Below are 16,557 nucleotides of genomic sequence, written 5' to 3'. Positions count from 1 at the left end.
GAATTCCATAAAACCGCTGCCAGCAGATGCCATTCGGCATTTCCAAAGCTGGAGCCAAGTCATTGATAAAAAATTTGAAAGTCGGCGCCGCACTGATACTCGCCTGTTCGAGCGTTGCCGCATGCACGACCCCTGACCCCACGGTCTATTCCGGACTTGCTTCGGCATCACAGCTCCAGCCGAACACTGAGGATAAAACCGGCCGCGTGCCGTATCGCTATCAGACGAAAGTCAACTGGAGCCAGTACAACCGGATCATCGTCGATCCCGTAACCGTCTATAACGGTCCTGACAGTCAGTTTGGCAAGCTTCCGGAAAAAGACAGGATCTTCCTGGCCAATTACATGCAGACTCAATTCACCGAAAGATTGAAGACGCGCTTTGCGGTCGTCAGCGCAGTCGCTCCGGCAACTCTCAGATTGCATCTGACGCTGACGGGCGCCAAGGCAACGACTGCGGTCCTCGGAACGGTCACGCGCATCGACGTTGCAGGCGGATTGTACAACACCGTCCAGGCCGCTCGCGGCCGGGAAGGCTCGATGACCGGCTCGGTGAATTATGCCGTGGAGATCTATGATGCATCGAGCAATCGTCTCCTGTCTTCCTATGTCACCAAGCAGTATCCAATGCGATGAATATCGGCGCAAGCTTTACGGCGATGGATGCCTCCATGGTGGGCGTCCGTAAAGGTGCCGACGCTCTGCTCGCCGAGTTGAAATAGGATCAAGAGCAAAGGGGTTGTGGCGACAACAGACGGCGAGGGCCGCAAGCGCAAGACGCAGCGGCCCCGCGCCCGCTCACAGGATGGCCTGGCCGGCCATCAGCGCAAGGACAAGGAAGATCAGGAAGATCACCAGCGCAATGCCGAAGAGAACGCGGGCGATCGTCGCGGTAGCGGCGGAGACACCCGAGAAACCGAAGAAGCCGGCGATGATCGAAATCACGAAAAATATCAGAGCCCATTTCAGCATGACATCATCCTTTGCGTTTGCCTGGGAAAGACGCAGCAACCGGGAAAATGTTCCAGGTCGCTTGAATGGAATGGCGATCTGTGTGGAGCACCCTCCCAGTGCTACCGATGGGCATTGCGTTGAATTTCGTAGCCTTGCCTTTCCCGGCGATCAGCCGTGATTGATCATCACGTGGCGTACGGCGGTGTAGTCTTCCAGCGCGTAGACCGACATGTCCTTGCCGTAGCCCGACTGTTTGAGGCCGCCATGCGGCATCTCGTTGACCAGCATGAAATGCGTGTTGATCCAGGTGCAGCCATATTGCAGGCGGGCGGCGGTCTTCATGCCGCGGCCGATATCCTTGGTCCAGACGGAGGAGGCCAGGCCGTAGTCGCTGTCGTTTGCCCAGGCAACGGCGTCGTCGGCATCGGAAAAGCGGGTGACCGAGACGACCGGGCCGAAGACCTCGCGCCGGACGATCTCGTCGTCCTGCAGGGCGCCTGCAATGACCGTCGGCGTGAAGAAGAAACCCTTGTCGCCGGAAACCTTGCCGCCGGCGGTGATCTCCATGTGCTTGTGTTCGGAAGCGCGGGCGACGAAGCTTTCGACGCGGTCGCGCTGGCGCTTGGAGATCAGCGGGCCGATCTCGTTTTCTGTATCGTCGGCCTGGTTGAAGCGGATACTCGAGACGGCTGAGGAGAGGTCGGCGACGAAATTGTCGTAGACCCTGGCATCGGCATAGATGCGGCAGGCGGCGGTGCAGTCCTGGCCGGCATTGTAATAGCCGAAGGTGCGGATGCCTGCGACGACCGCATCAATATCGGCATCATCGAAGACAATGACCGGGGCCTTGCCGCCGAGTTCCAGGTGGGTGCGCTTGACCGTCTTGGCCGCGGCCTGCAGTACCTTCTTGCCGGTTGCGACATCGCCGGTGATCGAGACCATGCCGATCTTGGCGTGATTGATCAGGGCGTTGCCGACACTTTCACCACGGCCGAGGATGACGTTGACGACGCCTTCGGGAAGGATTTCGGAGAGCAGCTTCGCCATTTTCAGCGCCGTCAGCGGCGTCTGCTCCGAGGGCTTGAAGACGACGGTATTGCCGCCGGCGATCGCTGGCGCCAGCTTCCAGGCCATCATCATCAGCGGATAGTTCCACGGCGCGATCGAGCCGACGATGCCGATCGGATCGCGGCGGATCATCGAGGTGTGGCCGGGCAGGTATTCGCCGGCCGCCGGTGCGTGCAGGTTGCGCACGGCGCCCGCAAAAAAGCGATAACAATCGACGATCGCCGGGATTTCGTCGTTCAGCACCGCATTGATCGGCTTGCCGCAGTTCAGCGCCTCCAGTGCGGCAAAGCCGGCGGCATCCTTTTCGATTGCATCGGCGATCTTCAACAGGTAGCCGGAGCGCTCGCCGGGCGTTGTCTGTGACCAGCTCGTGAAGGCTTTCTCGGCGGCGTCGACTGCAGCGTCAACCTGGGAAAGCGACGCTTCGGCAAGGTCCAGCACCGTCTCGCCCGTCTTGGGGTTCAGGACGTGCTCTTCCGTTTCCGTGCCTTTTTCAAAGCGGGAACCGATCAGCATTTGGATATCCATGATGTTCTCCCTTTTTATTTACCGGCGCCGGCGATCTGGTCGCCGTCGCGGGTGAGGTAATAGGCTGCCAGGATCGGCAGGAAGGTAACGAGCACGACGACCATGGCGACCACGTTGGTCACGGGGCGCTGGCGCGGGCGGATGAGTTCTTCGAGCATCCAGATCGGTAAGGTCGATTGCTGACCGCCGGTGAAGGTGGTGACGATGACCTCGTCGAAGGACAGCGCGAAGGCAAGCATGCCGCCGGCAAGAAGTGCGGTGCCGATATTCGGCAGGATGACATGGCGGAAGGTCTGGAAGCCGTCGGCGCCGAGATCCATCGAGGCCTCGATCAGCGATCCAGAGGTGCGGCGGAAGCGGGCGACCGCATTGTTGTAGACGACCACGACGCAGAAGGTGGCGTGACCGAGCACGATGGTCCAGACCGAAAACGGGATATCGAACAGGCTGAAGGCGGAGCGCAGCGCAATACCGGTGATGATGCCGGGAAGGGCGATCGGCAGGATGACCAGCAGCGAGATCGCCTCGCGGCCGAAGAATTTCGTCTGGCTGACGGCTGCCGCACAGAGCGTGCCGAGCACCAGCGCGATCGCCGTGGCGATGACGGCGACCTGCACGGAAAGGCCAAGCGCCAACCAGACGTCCGGCCGGTTCCAGGCAACAGTGAACCACTGCAGCGTGAGCCCGGGCGGCGGCCATTGATAGCTCTTTTCCTCCGTCGTGAAGGCATAGACGAAGATCAGCAGGATCGGCAGGTGCAGGAAGAGCAGCCCGCCGGCAGCTGCGATCTTCAGGGGAAGCCGCGATGTCTTGAGGTTAGAGCGCATCGAAGGCCCCCTGTTTCTTGGCGAGCCAGAGATAGAGCGCCATGATGACGATCGGCACGACGGAGAAGGCGGCCGCCAGTGGCACGTTGCCGGCCGTTCCCTGCTGGGTATAGACCGCCTGGCCGATGAAGAGCCTGGACGAGCCGATGATCTGCGGGATGATATAATCGCCCAATGTCAGCGAGAAGGTGAAGATCGAACCGGCAACGATGCCGGGCAATGCCAGCGGCAGCAGCACGGTGCGGAAAGTCTGGCGCGGCGTGGCGCCGAGATCGGACGAGGCCTCTATCAGGTTACCGGGCACACGCTCGAGGGCTGCCTGTGTGGGCAGGATCATATACGGCAGCCAGATATAGACGAAGACGATGAAGGTGCCGAGGTAGCTCACCGAGAGCGAATTGCCGCCGATAACAGGCAGGTCCAGGATGCCGTCCAGCAGCCAGGAGAGATGCAGCTTCTCGAAGATCCAGGTGAGGATGCCTTCCTTGGCGAGGATCAGCTTCCAGGCGTAGATCTTGACGAGATAGCTCGACCAGAGCGGCAGCATGATGCCGAGATAGAAAAGCGCCTTCCATTTGCCTTGCGCATAACGCGCTGTGTAGTAGGCGATCGGGAAGGCGATCAAGGCGGAAGCGATGGTCACCAGCGCTGCCATGACGAAAGTGCGGCTGATGATGTCGAAATTAGTCGGGTTTAGAAGCTGCGCATAGGTCGAAAGGGTGAATTCGTAATTCACCAGGCCTGAGAAATCGTCGATCGAAAAGAAACTCTGCAGAAGCAGGGCGAGCAGCGAACCGATATAGATGATGCCGAGCCAGAGCAGCGGCGGCGTCAGCATCAGGAAGAGCAGCAGTTTCGGGTGCCGCCAGAAGGCATCGGACAGCCGGCCGAAGAGGCCGCCGCGCCCCGGAAGAATCGATGTCGCCTCATCGGTGGTAATGAAGATCGCCGTCATGCCGCGTCATCCATGTAGTGGATATCGCCGGGCTGCCAGGCAAGGCGTATGCCGGCGCCGACGACAGGCACATCTGCGCCGGCGGGCAGCATCACGTGCAGTCGCGCCCCCCGGAGGCCAACGGTGAGGCGCGTGGCTGCGCCGAGGAAGCTCGCATTGTCGACCTGCGCCGCAACACCGTCGCCTGCCAGCCGGATTGCTTCGGGACGGAGGCTTGCCCAGCGTCTTTCGCCGCCGAGTGAGGCCATCAGATCAGGCGCGATGACGTTCGACGAGCCGACGAAATCGGCGACGAAGCGGTTCTTCGGGCGGCGGTAGATATCCTGCGGCGTGCCCTCTTGGACGATGTTGCCGTCGTTGAAGACGGCGACGCGGTCGGCCATGGACAGCGCCTCGCCCTGATCGTGGGTGACGAAGACGAAGGTGATGCCGAGCGCGCGCTGCAGGCTCTTCAACTCCTCCTGCATCTGTTCGCGCAGTTTCAGGTCAAGAGCGCCGAGCGGCTCGTCGAGCAGCAGCACCTTCGGCTTGTTGACGAGCGCGCGGGCGAGCGCCACGCGCTGGCGCTGGCCCCCGGACAGCTGGCCGGGGCGGCGGGCGCCGTAACCCGGCAGCTTGACGAGCTCAAGGGCATCGCCTGCCGCCTTCATCCGCTCCGCCTTGCCGACGCCCTTGACCATCAGCCCATAGGCAACATTGTCGAGGATGTTCAGATGCGGAAAGAGCGCGTAGTCCTGGAACACGGTGTTGACGTTGCGTCGATAGGGCGGAACGCCGTCGGCGGTCTCGCCGAAGATCTGGATATGGCCCGCGGTCGGCTGTTCGAAGCCGGCGATCAATCGCAGGCAGGTCGTCTTGCCTGAGCCGGAGGGGCCAAGCATCGCGAAGAACTCGCCGGGCGCGATCTCGAGATCGACGCCGTCGACGGCGCGAACCTGGCCGAAATGGCGCGATACCTTCTGGAAACGGACGGCTGACGTCATTGGGGGCTCCGGCTTCTTTGCTTTTAGAGAGGCTGCGGTCTTGGTTCATATAACCCCGCCCCAAACCCCTCCCCACAAGGGGGAGGGGCTTAATCTGCCGTACCCCTTTCGCAAATACCTTGGCGTTTCGGCAGGAATTCGACGGTGCCATTCAACGTCCCTCCCCCTTTGCGGGGAGGGGTTGGGGAGGAGCTTACGCTACAACAGTCACCTCAGTGAGGACGCTAATTATCGGCCGCCGATCACGCCGATATAATCCGACACCCAACGATGGTACGGCACGCATTCGCTTTGCGTGGCGCATTTGGCGACCGGGGTCTTCCAGAACTTGATCTTGTCGAAGTGATCGAAGCCGTTGGTGGCGCAACCGCTGTCGCCTATCAGCTCGTTGCCCTTGCAGGCAGCGGGAACGGAGGGCACGGCGCCAAACCAGGCGGCAGCATCACCCTGGACCTTGGCCTTCAGCGAATGTTCCATCCACATATAGGCGCAGTTCGGATGTTCGCTGTCGGCGTGCAGCATGGTGGTGTCGGCCCAGCCGGTGACGCCTTCATCCGGGAAAGTGGAGGCGATCTTCTGTTTGTCGGCCTGCAGCAGGTTCACCTGAAAAGGCCAGGAGCCGGAGGCGACGACGCCTTCGTTCTTGAAGTCGTCGATCTGGATCATCGCGTCGTGCCAGTAGCGGGAGACGAGCTTGCGCTGGCCGCGCAACAGGTCGAGGGCGGCCTTGTACTGGTCCTCGTTCAGCTCGTAGGGATCCTTGATGCCGAGATCCGGCTTATGGGCCATCAGATATATGGCGGCATCGGCGATGTAGATAGCGCCGTCATAGGCCTGGACGCGGCCCTTGTTGGACTTGCCGTCGGGCAGTGTCTGCTCCTCGAAGACGACGTTCCAGCTGGTCGGCGCCTTGTCCTTGAAGGCATCGGTATTGTACATCAGCACGTTCGGCCCCCAGAGATAGGGCACGCCGTAATGCACGCCGCCGACCGTATACCACGGTCCGTTCTGCAGACGCTCGTCGACGGTCTTGAAGCTCGGGATCAGATCGGTGTTGATCGGCTGGACACGCTTGCCGGCAATAAGGCGGAGCGAGGCGTCGCCCGATGCCGTGACGAGATCGAAGCCGCCTTCGTTCATCAGCGACACCATTTCATCCGAGGTGGCGGCGGTCTTGACGGAAACCTTGCAGCCGGTCTCCTTTTCGAAATCGGTGACCCAGTCGTAGTTCTTGTCGGTTTCGCCGCGTTCGATATAGCCGGCCCAGGCAACGATGCTGACCGCACCTTCGCCCTTGCCCAAGGCCTTCAGCGGTTCGGCGGCGATCACCTGCGTCGCGAAGCTCACGCAGGCGAGCGCTGCCGTGCAGGATTTCAACAGATTCGTCATCATCCGTCTCCCGGTTTGCCACTTCTGTGGCGGTTTGTTCCCGGATGAAAAGGTGACGCGAAAAAGCCGCTTTCGCAAATTCATTTATCAGAAAGGCGATATCGGAAATTCCGATATCAGCGGATGCGACCGGATCTTAAGCTCTCGGCGATACCGACGAAATCGCGCGCCGCCTGCGGCAGGCTGGAGCCTTTGCGCCAGACCATGCCGACCTGGACGACCGGCAGCGATCCGGAGACGTCGCGGCTCTCGATGCGGTCGCCTTCCAGCGACCATGGTCGGTAGACAAGATCGGGAAGCAGGGCCACGCCGGCTCCCGTTGCAACCAAGCTGCGCACAGCCTCCACCGAGCGGGTGCGGAAGGCGACATGCGGGCGGGCGCCGAGGGCTGAGAGCAGCTTACCGGTGTTCTCCTCGATTTCGTCGACCGTCAGCATGATCAGCGGTTCGCGGGCGATGTCGGCGACCGAGATGATGTCGGCCGAAACCAGCGGATGGCCCATCGGCAGCCATAGTCGATAGGGCGAGGTTTCCAGGATCTCCGCCTGCAGCGCCATGCGGTCGCGCAGGTTTGATATCACCATGACGGCGACATCCAATTCGCCGCCGACCAGGAGATGTTCGAGATAACCGCCATTGTCCTCGATGGCGCTGACCTCGATGCCTGGACAGGCGCGCCTGTATCGCGCCAGCAGGTCGGAAAGCACGTAGCCGGCGACAAGTGAGGTGACGCCGATGTTCAGCGTGCCGGAGAGGGCGCTTTGCTGGCCGGAAAAGCTGGTCCGCGCATCGGAGACGGAGGCCAGGATCTTCGTCGCGTGACGCAGGAACTGGTGGCCGTTATGGGTGATGGTCAGGCCGCGCGGATGGCGCTCGAAGAGCGCGACGCCGAGGTCGGTTTCGAGCTCCTTCAGCGCTTCCGTCACCGAGGATTGAGAGATCGAAAGGTTCTGTGCGGCGCGCGTCACCGAACCTTGTTCGGCGACGGCGACGAAATATTGAACCTGGCGAAGCGTGAAGGCCATGGGGGTTTAGAGCATGGCGGAACAGGCTGTGGCAAGCGGCCTGGAAAGCGGACCTTTTTTGGTGTTTTCTCAAAATGGCGCAGGCTTCACACGCCCACTTAAACTTTCGGAAACGTCATTTCTTTAGCGTTCTCAGCACTTGTCCTGCGTTGGAGTTTCAGATGGCGGAGCAGTTGGCGTGAAGGCCTTACTGCGCATCTTCCGGCCCTCCCGGAAATTGGCAATCATCATCGGTGGAGTCGCTCTTCTCATGGGCGTTTCCGGCGGCGCGGCGGTGTATGTCGGCAAGGACAGGCTGATCGGTGCAACTGGTGGTGGCTATGGGCTCGAATGCAGCGACGTTAACCTGGTGACGATCAGGAAGCAGGACCACGTCTGGGTGCGCAAATACATCAAGACCGAACCGACCGACGGGATGACGCGCGTCAAGACCGCGCTTCGTGTCGCTCAGGCCGTTTATGCCGCGCAGAAGCCGGATCTGGTCCAGGTGGTGGTGCTTGACGAAAACGGACCGACACTGCGCGCCGATATTCGCGGCCGGGCGATCGGCGCTGATGTCGTCTATATCCCGCATCCCGACAAGACCGTTCCGGGACTCGACGACAAGTCTTATACAGCGCGTTACTACGACGGCAAGGCCAGTGAAAACGGGCTGTTCTTCGGCGAGCGGATAGAGATGCCGTTCGACGAGATCGCCATGATCAGCGCCGCTTTCAAGGATCCCGAGGATTGCGTCGACCCAGTCGCGGTTGCTTCCACAAAGAGTGAGGGCAAGGCAGCCGCCGGCGGACACGGCGCAGCGCCGGAGACCAAGGAACCGTCTGCTCAGGAGCAGGCTGCCAAGGATGCTGCCACTCCAGCAGAAGCCGCTCCCGCAGAAGAACCGCCGGCCAAGAGCGGGCACTAAACCCAAAAAGTATCAGGCGGCAGGCCTGATATTTTCCCTTATCAGCGAGGCGTCGCGCGCCGGCGGCTGGCCGAAGAAGCGTGCATATTCCCTGGTGAATTGCGAGACGCTTTCGTAGCCCACCGAGTAGGCGACCGAGGATGCACTTGCGGACTGGGAAATCAGAAGCTGGCGGGCCTGCAGCAGGCGGATACGCTTCTGGAACTGGATCGGGCTCATGGCCGTCACAGCCTTGAAATGGCGATGAAAGGCCGAGACGCTCATGGCGGTGAGGACGGCGAGTTTTTCGACCTCGACCGCTTCGGCATAGTGCTCGCGAACCCAGCGAATGGCGAGCCGTATCCGCGACAGGGCGCTATCGGGTGCTGCGATATCCCGCAGCATCCAGCCCTGCGGTCCCTGCAGCACGCGATAGAGGATTTCGCGTTCGTAGGCCGGGGCAAGGGCAGGGATATCCTGCGGACGCTCCATGAGTTGCAGCATCCTCAGCCAGGCACCCAGAAGTTCCGGCGTCATGCGACAGACGGAATAGCCACCGGTTTGTCCCTCCTGATAGGATTGCGGCGGAAGATCCAGGAGAAGCGCTGCGACCTTTGCCGGATCGAGCGATAGGCTGACGCCGATATAGGGCCGGTCGGAACCTGCCTGCTGCACCATGCCCGTCGCCGGCACATCGATCGATATCACGAAGTAGCTCGCTGGATCGTAATAATAATCCTGCCCGGCGATCGTCAGCGTCTTGCTGCCATCAAGGATCAGGTTGACCATTGGCTCATAAACGGCGCCGAGCTTGTGTTCGGGGATCTCCCCCTTGACCATCAGTATGCCGGGTATGCCGGTTTCCGTCGGGCGGTTTTCAGCGTGGGCCGTCAAGCGGCGCATCTCTTCGAGCATTGTTTGCATGGCGAAATCCTGCCCCAGCAAGTGACACGGCACAAGGCAAAAGCAGGAATAGGCAAGAACGAGGCAGTTTCCGGCGGAGTGCAGGCCGGCTGTTTCCCATAGCTTCCGGCCATCGAAGCAAAGGAGACAGAGATGAAAATCGCAATCATTACCGGCGGCAGCCGTGGCATTGGTCAATCTGCAGCGCAGGAATGCGCAAGGCGCGGCATGGGTGTCATCCTCACCTATAACAGCCACAAGCCAGGTGCGGATGAAGTCATCGCCGCGATCAAGGCAGACGGTGGTCAAGCCTTTGCGCTTGCCCTCGATGTCGGTGATGCCGACAGCTTTCCGGCCTTCGTGGCGGAGGTGAAACGGCTGCTTTCCACTTATTGGGGCCGGGATGCGTTCGATTGCCTCGTCAACAATGCCGGTTTCGGCATGTTCAATCTCATGGAGACGGTGACGACGGGCCAGTTCGACGCTCTGATGAATGTCCACCTGAAAGGGCCGTTCTTCCTGACGCAGGCCTTGCTGCCGCTGATGGTCGATGGCGGCGTGATCCTCAATGTAACGAGCGCTTCCGTTCGCGTCGCAACAGCAGGTGTTGCGCCCTATGCAGCCCTCAAGTCCGGACTTGAGACGTTGACCCGCTATCAGGCGAAGGAGTTCGGCGATCGCCGGATCCGCGCCAATGCTATCTCGCCCGGTCCTATCCGCACCAATCTTGCCGACGCTGCGCTGGACAAGAACCCGGAATTCGCCGCGTTGCTTGCCTCACAGACGGCTCTCGGCCGTATCGGCGAAGCCGAGGATGTCGGCCGCGTCATCGCCATGCTCGCGTCCGACGACGGCGCATGGATCAATGCGCAGACAATCGAGGTCGCCGGCGGCTACATGATCTGAGTGTGACGACGAACGCGGTCATAACACAAGCCAACGAAATAACGTCATTCCGTGATCGACCAAACCTCTGTGTGTTGGTCCTTCGGTTGGGTCTTTCACCAGCCTTCCTAAAACAAAACGGAGCGTCCTTTCGGGCGCTCCGTTTTTTCAGTTAGAGAGTGTGGTTGTCAGTCGGCTTTGTTGCGGCGGGCCGGGAAGAGGATGACGTCGCGGATCGACGGCGCGTTGGTCAGAAGCATGATGAGACGGTCGACGCCGATGCCGAGGCCACCTGCCGGCGGCATGCCCTGGTCGATGGCATCGAGGAATTCCTCATCCAGCTGCTTTTCCTTTTCGCCGCGGGCATGCGCCTGTTCGAGCTGCTCGACCATGCGGCGGCGCTGCTCTTCGGGATCGTTGAGTTCCGAGAAGGCGTTGCCGAGTTCCCAGGCGTTGCAATAGGTCTCGAAGCGCTCGACCAGGCGCGGCTCGCCCGGCACTTCCTTGGCGAAGGGCGAAATATCCTTCGGGAAATGCGTGACGTGCGACGGCTGGATCAGGGTGGATTCGACCTTTTCCTCGAAGATGAAGGCAAGGCATTCCCCCCAGGTCCAATCCTTCTCGACCGCGAAGCCGGCAGCCTTGGCGGCAGTGCGCGCCTCTTCATCGGTCTTGATGGCGAGGAAGTCGATGCCGGTCGCTTCCTTGACGGCATCGGGCATCGGCACGCGCTTGAACGGACCCTTGAAGGACATGGTCTTGTCGCCGAACGGGAATTCCGTCGTGCCGTGAATGGAAAGCGCCAAGCTCTCGAACAGCCGCTCGACGAGGTCCATGATGTCCTCGTAATCGGCATAGGCCCAGTAACACTCCATCATGGTGAATTCGGGATTGTGCCGGGTGGAAACGCCTTCGTTGCGGAAGTTGCGGTTGATCTCGAAGACCTTGTCGGTCAGCCCCGAGACCAGCGTGCGCTTCAGGAACAGTTCCGGCGCGATGCGCAGGTACATGTCAAGCTTCAGCGTGTTGTGATGCGTCTTGAACGGCTCGGCGGTGGCGCCGCCATAGACCGAATGCAGCATCGGCGTCTCGACTTCCATGAAGCCGTCATTTTCCATGAAGCGGCGGATGCCGGAGAGGATCTTCGAGCGCTGCTGGAAGCGGAGCTTCGAATCCTCGTTGGTCATGATGTCGAGATGGCGCTTGCGATAGCGCAACTCGATGTCGGAGAGGCCGTGCCACTTTTCCGGCATCGGCAGCAGCGACTTCGTCAGCATGGTGATTGTCTGCGCGTTGATCGTCAGCTCGCCGCGCTTGGTGCGGCGCACGATGCCGGTGACGCCGATGATGTCGCCGATGTCGATCATCGGCAGCAGGGCGCGGGCTTCTTCCGGGGTCGTGTCCTTGTGACTGAAAATCTGGGTCTTGCCGCCGGCATCGTGGATGTCCATGAACATGCCGGAGTTGCGCGACGAGTAGACGCGGCCGGCGACGGTGACGACATCCTGCGTCTCGACGTCAGGTTCCAGATTCTCATATTTCGCGATGAGCTCGGCATTGGTCATCGTGCGGTGGAAATGCGCCGGATAGACCTCGCCGATCTGCTCGCGCAGCAGCTTCAGCTTCTGGGCGCGCACTTCCGTCGCGTCGGAGGAAAGGGTGTTTTCGGTCTTGTTGTCAGCCATTGTCGAAATCCTCTGACTGTTCTTACTTCGAGCCGACGAGGGCGGCGACCGCCTGCGAGGCGAGCTTCAGGCGCTGACGCACAACGGACCGGCCGAGGATCGCCATGGAATCGAAGAGCGGCAGCGAGCGCGACGAGCCGGACACGGCGACGAAGAGCGGCGAGACCACGACCTTCAGCTTCTTGCCCATGCGGTCGGCGATCGCGCGCAGCTCCGCCTCGATCGTCTCGACATTCCATTCCAAGATCTTTTCGAGATCCGGCTGAACGGTGTTGAGGATCTCCAGGATCTCTTCCGGCGGCGACTTGATCTTGGCGAAGTCGGAAGGCTGCAGGCCGAGATCGGACTTCAGCAGGAAGCCGGCAAGATCGGGCAACTCACCGAGCTTGGAAATGCGTGTCTGCGACAGGCGCAGACCTTCCTTCAGGCGGTCGTTTTCCATCGCCCAAGTCAGCACACGCGCCTGGAATTCCTCCTCGGAGAGCTTCTCGCGGATCCAGCGGCCGTTCAGCCAGTCAAGCTTCTGAATGTCGAAGATCGCACCGGCCTTGGAGAGGTTTGCCGGGTCGAACTTCTCGGAGAGCTCGTCCATACCAAGGAGCTCTTCGCCCTCGGCGATCTGGATGAAGAACAGGCCGAGGAAGTTCATCAGCGCTTCCGGGATATAGCCGAGCGCGGAGTAATACGAGATCGAGGTCGGGTTCTTGCGCTTCGACAGCTTCGACTTGTCGGCATTGCGCATTAGCGACAGATGCATGAAGACCGGCTGATCCCAGTCGAAATAGCGATAAAGCAGGATGTGCTTCGGCACCGAAGCCAGCCATTCCTCGCCGCGTGCCACATGGGTGATCTTCATCAGATGGTCGTCGATGACGTTGGCCATGTGATAGGTCGGCATGCCGTCGGCCTTGACGAGCACCTGCATGTCGACCGAATCCCACGGAATGGAGACATCGCCGTAGACGCCGTCGGTGAAGTCGCATGAGCCTTCGGCAGGAATCTTCATGCGGATGACGGTCGTCTCGCCGGCGGCAATGCGCGAGGTGACTTCCTCGGCCGTGAGGTTGAGGCAGAGACCATCGTACTTCGGCGGCTTGCCGGCGGCGCGCTGGGTTTCGCGCATCTGCTCCAGCCGCGCGGGTGTGCAGAAACAGCGGAAGGCATGGCCCTTATCCAGCAATTCCTGCCCGTAAGGCTGGTACATTTCCTTGCGGTCGGACTGGCGATAGGGGCCGTAGGGGCCGCCGATATCAGGGCCTTCCTTCCATTCCAGCCCGCACCATTTCAGCGCGTCCAACACCTTCGTTTCGAATTCCGGGGTCGAGCGTGTCGCATCGGTATCCTCGATGCGCAGGATGAACTCGCCGCCATGCTTCTTGGCGAAAAGGTAGTTGAAAAGAGCGATGTAAGCGGTGCCGACATGCGGCTCGCCGGTCGGCGAGGGAGCGATGCGGACGCGGACGCCGGTAGCTGTCCCGGAAACTGTCATTGTGTGTGCCCGTCAATGAATGCCGGACGGCTTTCATGGGAAAGCGACGTACGGCCGGAAGGATGCAGATAGCTTCATCGGCAAACCGGCCGGAAAAGGGCATAAGCCCGCACTATCCGCCGATCGTCCGTTCGGCTGGCCTTAGGCCATATTCAACCGGGCGCGTCAAGAAAAACACGCCAGGAACGGCCTGATGGCAATGCGTGAGGGCGCGCCGGTTCCGCCGCGCCCTCCTGCCCAAGCCTCAATGCGCGGCGTCGCGTTTTCGCTTGCGGGCGTTGCGCGCGAACATGTTCAGCACCTCGACCAGCGCCGAGAAGGCCATGGCGGCGTAGACGTAGCCCTTCGGCACATGGAAGCCCATGCCTTCGGCGATCAGCGTCGTGCCGATCATCAGCAGGAAGGCGAGCGCCAGCATGACGATCGTCGGGTTCCTCTCGATGAAGTTGGCAAGCGGGGTCGCGGCAACAAGCATGACGGTGACTGCGGCGACGACGGCGACCACCATGATCGGCAGATGTGGCGTCATGCCGACGGCGGTGATGATGCTGTCGACGGAGAAGACGAGGTCGAGCAGAAGGATCTGGCCGATGGCCGATGCAAAGCCTGTCGTGGCCGAACTTGCGATGAAGTCCTCGCCGTGATCTTCCGGATCGACGCTGTGGTGGATTTCCTTGGTGGCCTTCCAGACGAGGAACAGACCGCCGGCAATCAGGATCAGATCCTTCCAGGAGAAACCGTGGCCGAAGGCTTCAAACAGCGGTTCGGTCAGCTGCACGATCCAGGCGATGGTGCCGAGCAGGGCGAGACGCATGACGAGCGCAAGACCGATGCCGATCTTGCGGGCCTTCTCGCGGTGCTCGGGCGGCAGTTTGTTGGTGAGAATGGAAATGAAGATCAGGTTGTCGATCCCGAGAACGACTTCCATCACCACCAGCGTGATGAGCGCCACCCAGGCGGCCGGATCCTGAATGAGCGTCATGATTTCCTGCATCAGCATATATCCCTTTTGCGCCACATGAGTAATGACGCTCGCAATGTAATGTCGCCGGCCTGCCAGGCAAGCGCCGCAAGGGGGTATACGAAACCGATGTGACTTTTATTCCCTGGAACAGGATTTAAGGCCGGGTCGGCCTTAAAATTGAATCTTGATTAAAGAGTTAGAGCATGATGTCGTCCGAAAACCGCTCGCACTTTTCGGCATTATGCTCTGATCGGCAACCAGATTTCGGTGACGCCCATGCCGGTATAGGGGTCGAAGCGCTCGTCGTAGCGTTCGAACATGTCGGGTGTCTCGCCGTGCTCTAGGCCCGAGGTCGGCCACCATGCGCCAAAAATGCGGTTCATCGTCGCCGGAATGCCGGAGACGTGGCCGCGATGGGCAAAGACGACGTAGCGCTGGCCTGGAAGCTTGAGCGTTGCAAAATCCGCCGGCAGATCGCCCGCATCGGAGATCTCGACCGCGGCCATATAGCGGAATTTCTCCGCTTCTCCGTCGATATGCGTACAGATGCCGTAGGCGACATTGCCTTTCTGACCGGAGATATGTCCGAAATGGGCATTGAATTTCTGCCAGAGAGAGGGGATGGCGGCATTGCCGCCATAGGGGTAGATCTCCTGCAGGCCGGCAAACAGCATCGGTTGGAGGGTTTCGAAACGGGGCGGTTCGAGGTCGTTGAGGTGGGCGGGGTCCATTCTGATCGGCTCCAGCAAGACAAGGTTACAGGCGTGCCCCTGTCTGCGCACCGCATCCGGCGTCATGCCGAACTGGTCGCGGAAGGCACGGGTGAAGGCCTCGTGCGAGCCGTAGCCCGCGCAAAGCGCAACCTCGAGAATGGTGGATGAGCTGCCGACCAGTGTGGGCACGGCGCGGCTGAGGCGCCGCCCTCTTATATAGCCGCTGATCGAGTAGCCGGTGACGAGCCCGAAGACGCGCGACAGATGGTAGCGCGACAATCCGGCTGCTTCCGATATCTCTTCCAGCGATATATCGCTTTCGAAATGGCTCTCGATGAACCAGATCGCCCGTCCGACAGCGCTCATCCTTATTCTCCTACAGCGCCGCGCGTCTTTTCCAGACGCGCAAAGGACGCTGTAACACTTTGAAGTGCTGCATAATTTTATCCTTAAATCGATTCCGATTTAAGGAATTATGCAGTGTTGCGACTCTTCCTTAAAGAAAAGTCGGCAGCCGGATTTGATCGCTATTGCTGGATTTTGGCCGACGGAGCGCGGCAGTCAAGGATGCGGTCAGGCGGTCTCGTGCCGGCGCGCGCCGTAGGCGGCCATGAAGACCCGGATCGCGCCGCGGATGACGCGCTCGATTTCGTCACGCGACGGCGGCTCTTCCATGCTTCCGAACAGGCGGAGTTTGAAGAAACTACCGCTGGCGAGATCGAGGAACTGGCCGGCGGCCAGATCGATGTCGTCGATCTCAAACCTGCCTTCGGCGATGTGGCGTTCCAGGAAGTCGCGCATGATGGTGCGCAGGTTTTCCGGACCCTTGAAGAAGCGTTGACAGAGCACCGGCATGCGGTCGCGAACGCCGAGAACGGTGCGCATCGCGCTGATGACCTTTTCATCGGTCATATGGGTGACGAAGCTGATCCCGAATTCGTACAGGCCGGCTTCGGGATCGTCATGTTCGGCAAGCGCCATGCGCACGGCCGCCACGAAGGCGGCGCGCTCGGTCTCGATCATCGCCGAAAACAGCTCTTCCTTGTTGGTGAAATAGACGTAGAGCGTTCCCTTGGAGACGCCGGCCTCACGCGTCACGTCGTTCATGCTGGCGGCGTCGAAACCCATCTTCATGAAAACGCGCTTGGCGCCGGCGAGGATCTGCTGGCGCTTGGCCGGATCTTCGCCTGCGGCAAATCGGCCTCCGGCAGCGGGAGGACTGAATACGGCGGCGTGGTCGGGTTTCAGCGTCATGTCCTCTTAACCGTGTTGACGGTTTCGCTTTTTCTTTAAAAGAAATCGAA

Annotated in this window: 15 protein-coding genes and 1 pseudogene; 3 read left to right on the top strand and 13 right to left on the bottom strand. The window is 60.7% G+C overall.

The window, feature by feature from the left end:
• Positions 1–62: 62 nt before the first annotated feature.
• A pseudogene (locus AC244Q_RS19435) lies at positions 63–721 on the top strand (DUF3313 domain-containing protein).
• Between the two features lie 76 nt (positions 722–797).
• On the opposite strand, the gene AC244Q_RS19430 reads toward AC244Q_RS19435, so the two are convergent.
• From AC244Q_RS19430 to AC244Q_RS19400, 7 genes are all read right to left on the bottom strand, one after another.
• A complete protein-coding gene (locus tag AC244Q_RS19430; protein WP_003552965.1) occupies positions 798–971 on the bottom strand; it encodes a DUF1328 domain-containing protein in 174 nt (57 codons plus the stop codon).
• 150 nt (positions 972–1,121) lie between these two features.
• On the bottom strand, positions 1,122–2,549 hold the full coding sequence (locus tag AC244Q_RS19425; protein WP_128407406.1) for a gamma-aminobutyraldehyde dehydrogenase: 1,428 nt from the start codon (positions 2,547–2,549) through the stop codon (positions 1,122–1,124).
• Positions 2,550–2,563: 14 nt separating this feature from the next.
• Positions 2,564–3,376, bottom strand: coding sequence for an ABC transporter permease (locus tag AC244Q_RS19420; protein ID WP_128407405.1), 813 nt, complete (start codon positions 3,374–3,376; stop codon positions 2,564–2,566).
• On the bottom strand, positions 3,366–4,331 hold the full coding sequence (locus tag AC244Q_RS19415; protein ID WP_128407404.1) for an ABC transporter permease: 966 nt from the start codon (positions 4,329–4,331) through the stop codon (positions 3,366–3,368). The genes AC244Q_RS19420 and AC244Q_RS19415 overlap by 11 nt, the downstream gene beginning before the upstream one ends.
• The gene (locus AC244Q_RS19410; RefSeq protein WP_128407403.1) at positions 4,328–5,314 is read right to left on the bottom strand and encodes an ABC transporter ATP-binding protein; all 987 of its coding nucleotides are present in this window, start codon (positions 5,312–5,314) and stop codon (positions 4,328–4,330) included. Before AC244Q_RS19410 ends, AC244Q_RS19415 begins: the two co-directional genes overlap by 4 nt.
• Before the next feature lie 228 nt (positions 5,315–5,542).
• Positions 5,543–6,703 (bottom strand): ABC transporter substrate-binding protein, encoded by a 1,161-nt coding sequence (locus AC244Q_RS19405; protein WP_128407402.1) that lies wholly within the window; start codon positions 6,701–6,703, stop codon positions 5,543–5,545.
• Between the two features lie 116 nt (positions 6,704–6,819).
• On the bottom strand, positions 6,820–7,728 hold the full coding sequence (locus tag AC244Q_RS19400) for a LysR family transcriptional regulator (RefSeq protein ID WP_017995223.1): 909 nt from the start codon (positions 7,726–7,728) through the stop codon (positions 6,820–6,822).
• A gap of 178 nt (positions 7,729–7,906) precedes the next feature.
• Between AC244Q_RS19400 and AC244Q_RS19395 the strand changes: the two genes are divergently transcribed.
• Positions 7,907–8,635: a hypothetical protein gene (locus AC244Q_RS19395; protein WP_017995221.1), complete on the top strand. Its 729-nt coding sequence runs from the start codon at positions 7,907–7,909 to the stop codon at positions 8,633–8,635.
• Positions 8,636–8,647: 12 nt separating this feature from the next.
• Here the strand turns inward: AC244Q_RS19395 and AC244Q_RS19390 are convergent, their stop codons facing one another.
• A complete protein-coding gene (locus AC244Q_RS19390) occupies positions 8,648–9,538 on the bottom strand; it encodes an AraC family transcriptional regulator (protein ID WP_128407401.1) in 891 nt (296 codons plus the stop codon).
• 132 nt (positions 9,539–9,670) lie between these two features.
• On the opposite strand from AC244Q_RS19390, the gene AC244Q_RS19385 reads away from it, so the two are divergent.
• Positions 9,671–10,423, top strand: coding sequence for an SDR family NAD(P)-dependent oxidoreductase (locus AC244Q_RS19385; RefSeq protein ID WP_128407400.1), 753 nt, complete (start codon positions 9,671–9,673; stop codon positions 10,421–10,423).
• 167 nt (positions 10,424–10,590) lie between these two features.
• Here AC244Q_RS19385 and lysS read toward each other — a convergent pair whose 3' ends face one another.
• The 5 genes from lysS to AC244Q_RS19360 all read right to left on the bottom strand — a co-directional run bounded on the left by lysS (position 10,591) and on the right by AC244Q_RS19360 (position 16,507).
• Positions 10,591–12,087 carry a lysine--tRNA ligase gene (gene lysS, locus AC244Q_RS19380; RefSeq protein WP_128407399.1) on the bottom strand — a complete coding sequence of 499 codons (1,497 nt, stop codon included), beginning with the start codon at positions 12,085–12,087 and terminating at the stop codon, positions 10,591–10,593.
• Between the two features lie 22 nt (positions 12,088–12,109).
• Positions 12,110–13,576, bottom strand: coding sequence for a glutamate--tRNA ligase (gene gltX, locus AC244Q_RS19375; RefSeq protein WP_012759040.1), 1,467 nt, complete (start codon positions 13,574–13,576; stop codon positions 12,110–12,112).
• Positions 13,577–13,820: 244 nt separating this feature from the next.
• Positions 13,821–14,570 (bottom strand): TerC family protein, encoded by a 750-nt coding sequence (locus AC244Q_RS19370; RefSeq protein ID WP_018072717.1) that lies wholly within the window; start codon positions 14,568–14,570, stop codon positions 13,821–13,823.
• Between the two features lie 209 nt (positions 14,571–14,779).
• Entirely contained in the window at positions 14,780–15,619 is an 840-nt protein-coding gene (locus AC244Q_RS19365; RefSeq protein WP_128407398.1) for an AraC family transcriptional regulator, read from the bottom strand.
• Positions 15,620–15,826: 207 nt separating this feature from the next.
• Positions 15,827–16,507, bottom strand: coding sequence for a TetR/AcrR family transcriptional regulator (locus AC244Q_RS19360; RefSeq protein WP_128407397.1), 681 nt, complete (start codon positions 16,505–16,507; stop codon positions 15,827–15,829).
• Between the last annotated feature and the right edge of the window lie 50 nt (positions 16,508–16,557).

This window comes from Rhizobium sp. CB2179 (assembly GCF_057653455.1).
Note: the sequence above shows the minus strand (reverse complement) of the source record. Positions and strands in the feature narration are given on the sequence as shown.

What these genes read in the sequence shown, in the direction of transcription:
- AC244Q_RS19405 (WP_128407402.1), bottom strand. Translation starts at nt 6,703, where the DNA reads ATGACGAATCTGTTGAAATCCTGCACGGCAGCGCTCGCCTGCGTGAGC.
- AC244Q_RS19400 (WP_017995223.1), bottom strand. Translation starts at nt 7,728, where the DNA reads ATGGCCTTCACGCTTCGCCAGGTTCAATATTTCGTCGCCGTCGCCGAA.
- AC244Q_RS19360 (WP_128407397.1), bottom strand. Translation starts at nt 16,507, where the DNA reads ATGACGCTGAAACCCGACCACGCCGCCGTATTCAGTCCTCCCGCTGCC.
- AC244Q_RS19385 (WP_128407400.1), top strand. Translation starts at nt 9,671, where the DNA reads ATGAAAATCGCAATCATTACCGGCGGCAGCCGTGGCATTGGTCAATCT.
- AC244Q_RS19425 (WP_128407406.1), bottom strand. Translation starts at nt 2,549, where the DNA reads ATGGATATCCAAATGCTGATCGGTTCCCGCTTTGAAAAAGGCACGGAA.
- AC244Q_RS19420 (WP_128407405.1), bottom strand. Translation starts at nt 3,376, where the DNA reads ATGCGCTCTAACCTCAAGACATCGCGGCTTCCCCTGAAGATCGCAGCT.
- gltX (WP_012759040.1), bottom strand. Translation starts at nt 13,576, where the DNA reads ATGACAGTTTCCGGGACAGCTACCGGCGTCCGCGTCCGCATCGCTCCC.
- AC244Q_RS19430 (WP_003552965.1), bottom strand. Translation starts at nt 971, where the DNA reads ATGCTGAAATGGGCTCTGATATTTTTCGTGATTTCGATCATCGCCGGC.
- AC244Q_RS19390 (WP_128407401.1), bottom strand. Translation starts at nt 9,538, where the DNA reads ATGCAAACAATGCTCGAAGAGATGCGCCGCTTGACGGCCCACGCTGAA.
- lysS (WP_128407399.1), bottom strand. Translation starts at nt 12,087, where the DNA reads ATGGCTGACAACAAGACCGAAAACACCCTTTCCTCCGACGCGACGGAA.
- AC244Q_RS19410 (WP_128407403.1), bottom strand. Translation starts at nt 5,314, where the DNA reads ATGACGTCAGCCGTCCGTTTCCAGAAGGTATCGCGCCATTTCGGCCAG.
- AC244Q_RS19415 (WP_128407404.1), bottom strand. Translation starts at nt 4,331, where the DNA reads ATGACGGCGATCTTCATTACCACCGATGAGGCGACATCGATTCTTCCG.
- AC244Q_RS19370 (WP_018072717.1), bottom strand. Translation starts at nt 14,570, where the DNA reads ATGCAGGAAATCATGACGCTCATTCAGGATCCGGCCGCCTGGGTGGCG.
- AC244Q_RS19365 (WP_128407398.1), bottom strand. Translation starts at nt 15,619, where the DNA reads ATGAGCGCTGTCGGACGGGCGATCTGGTTCATCGAGAGCCATTTCGAA.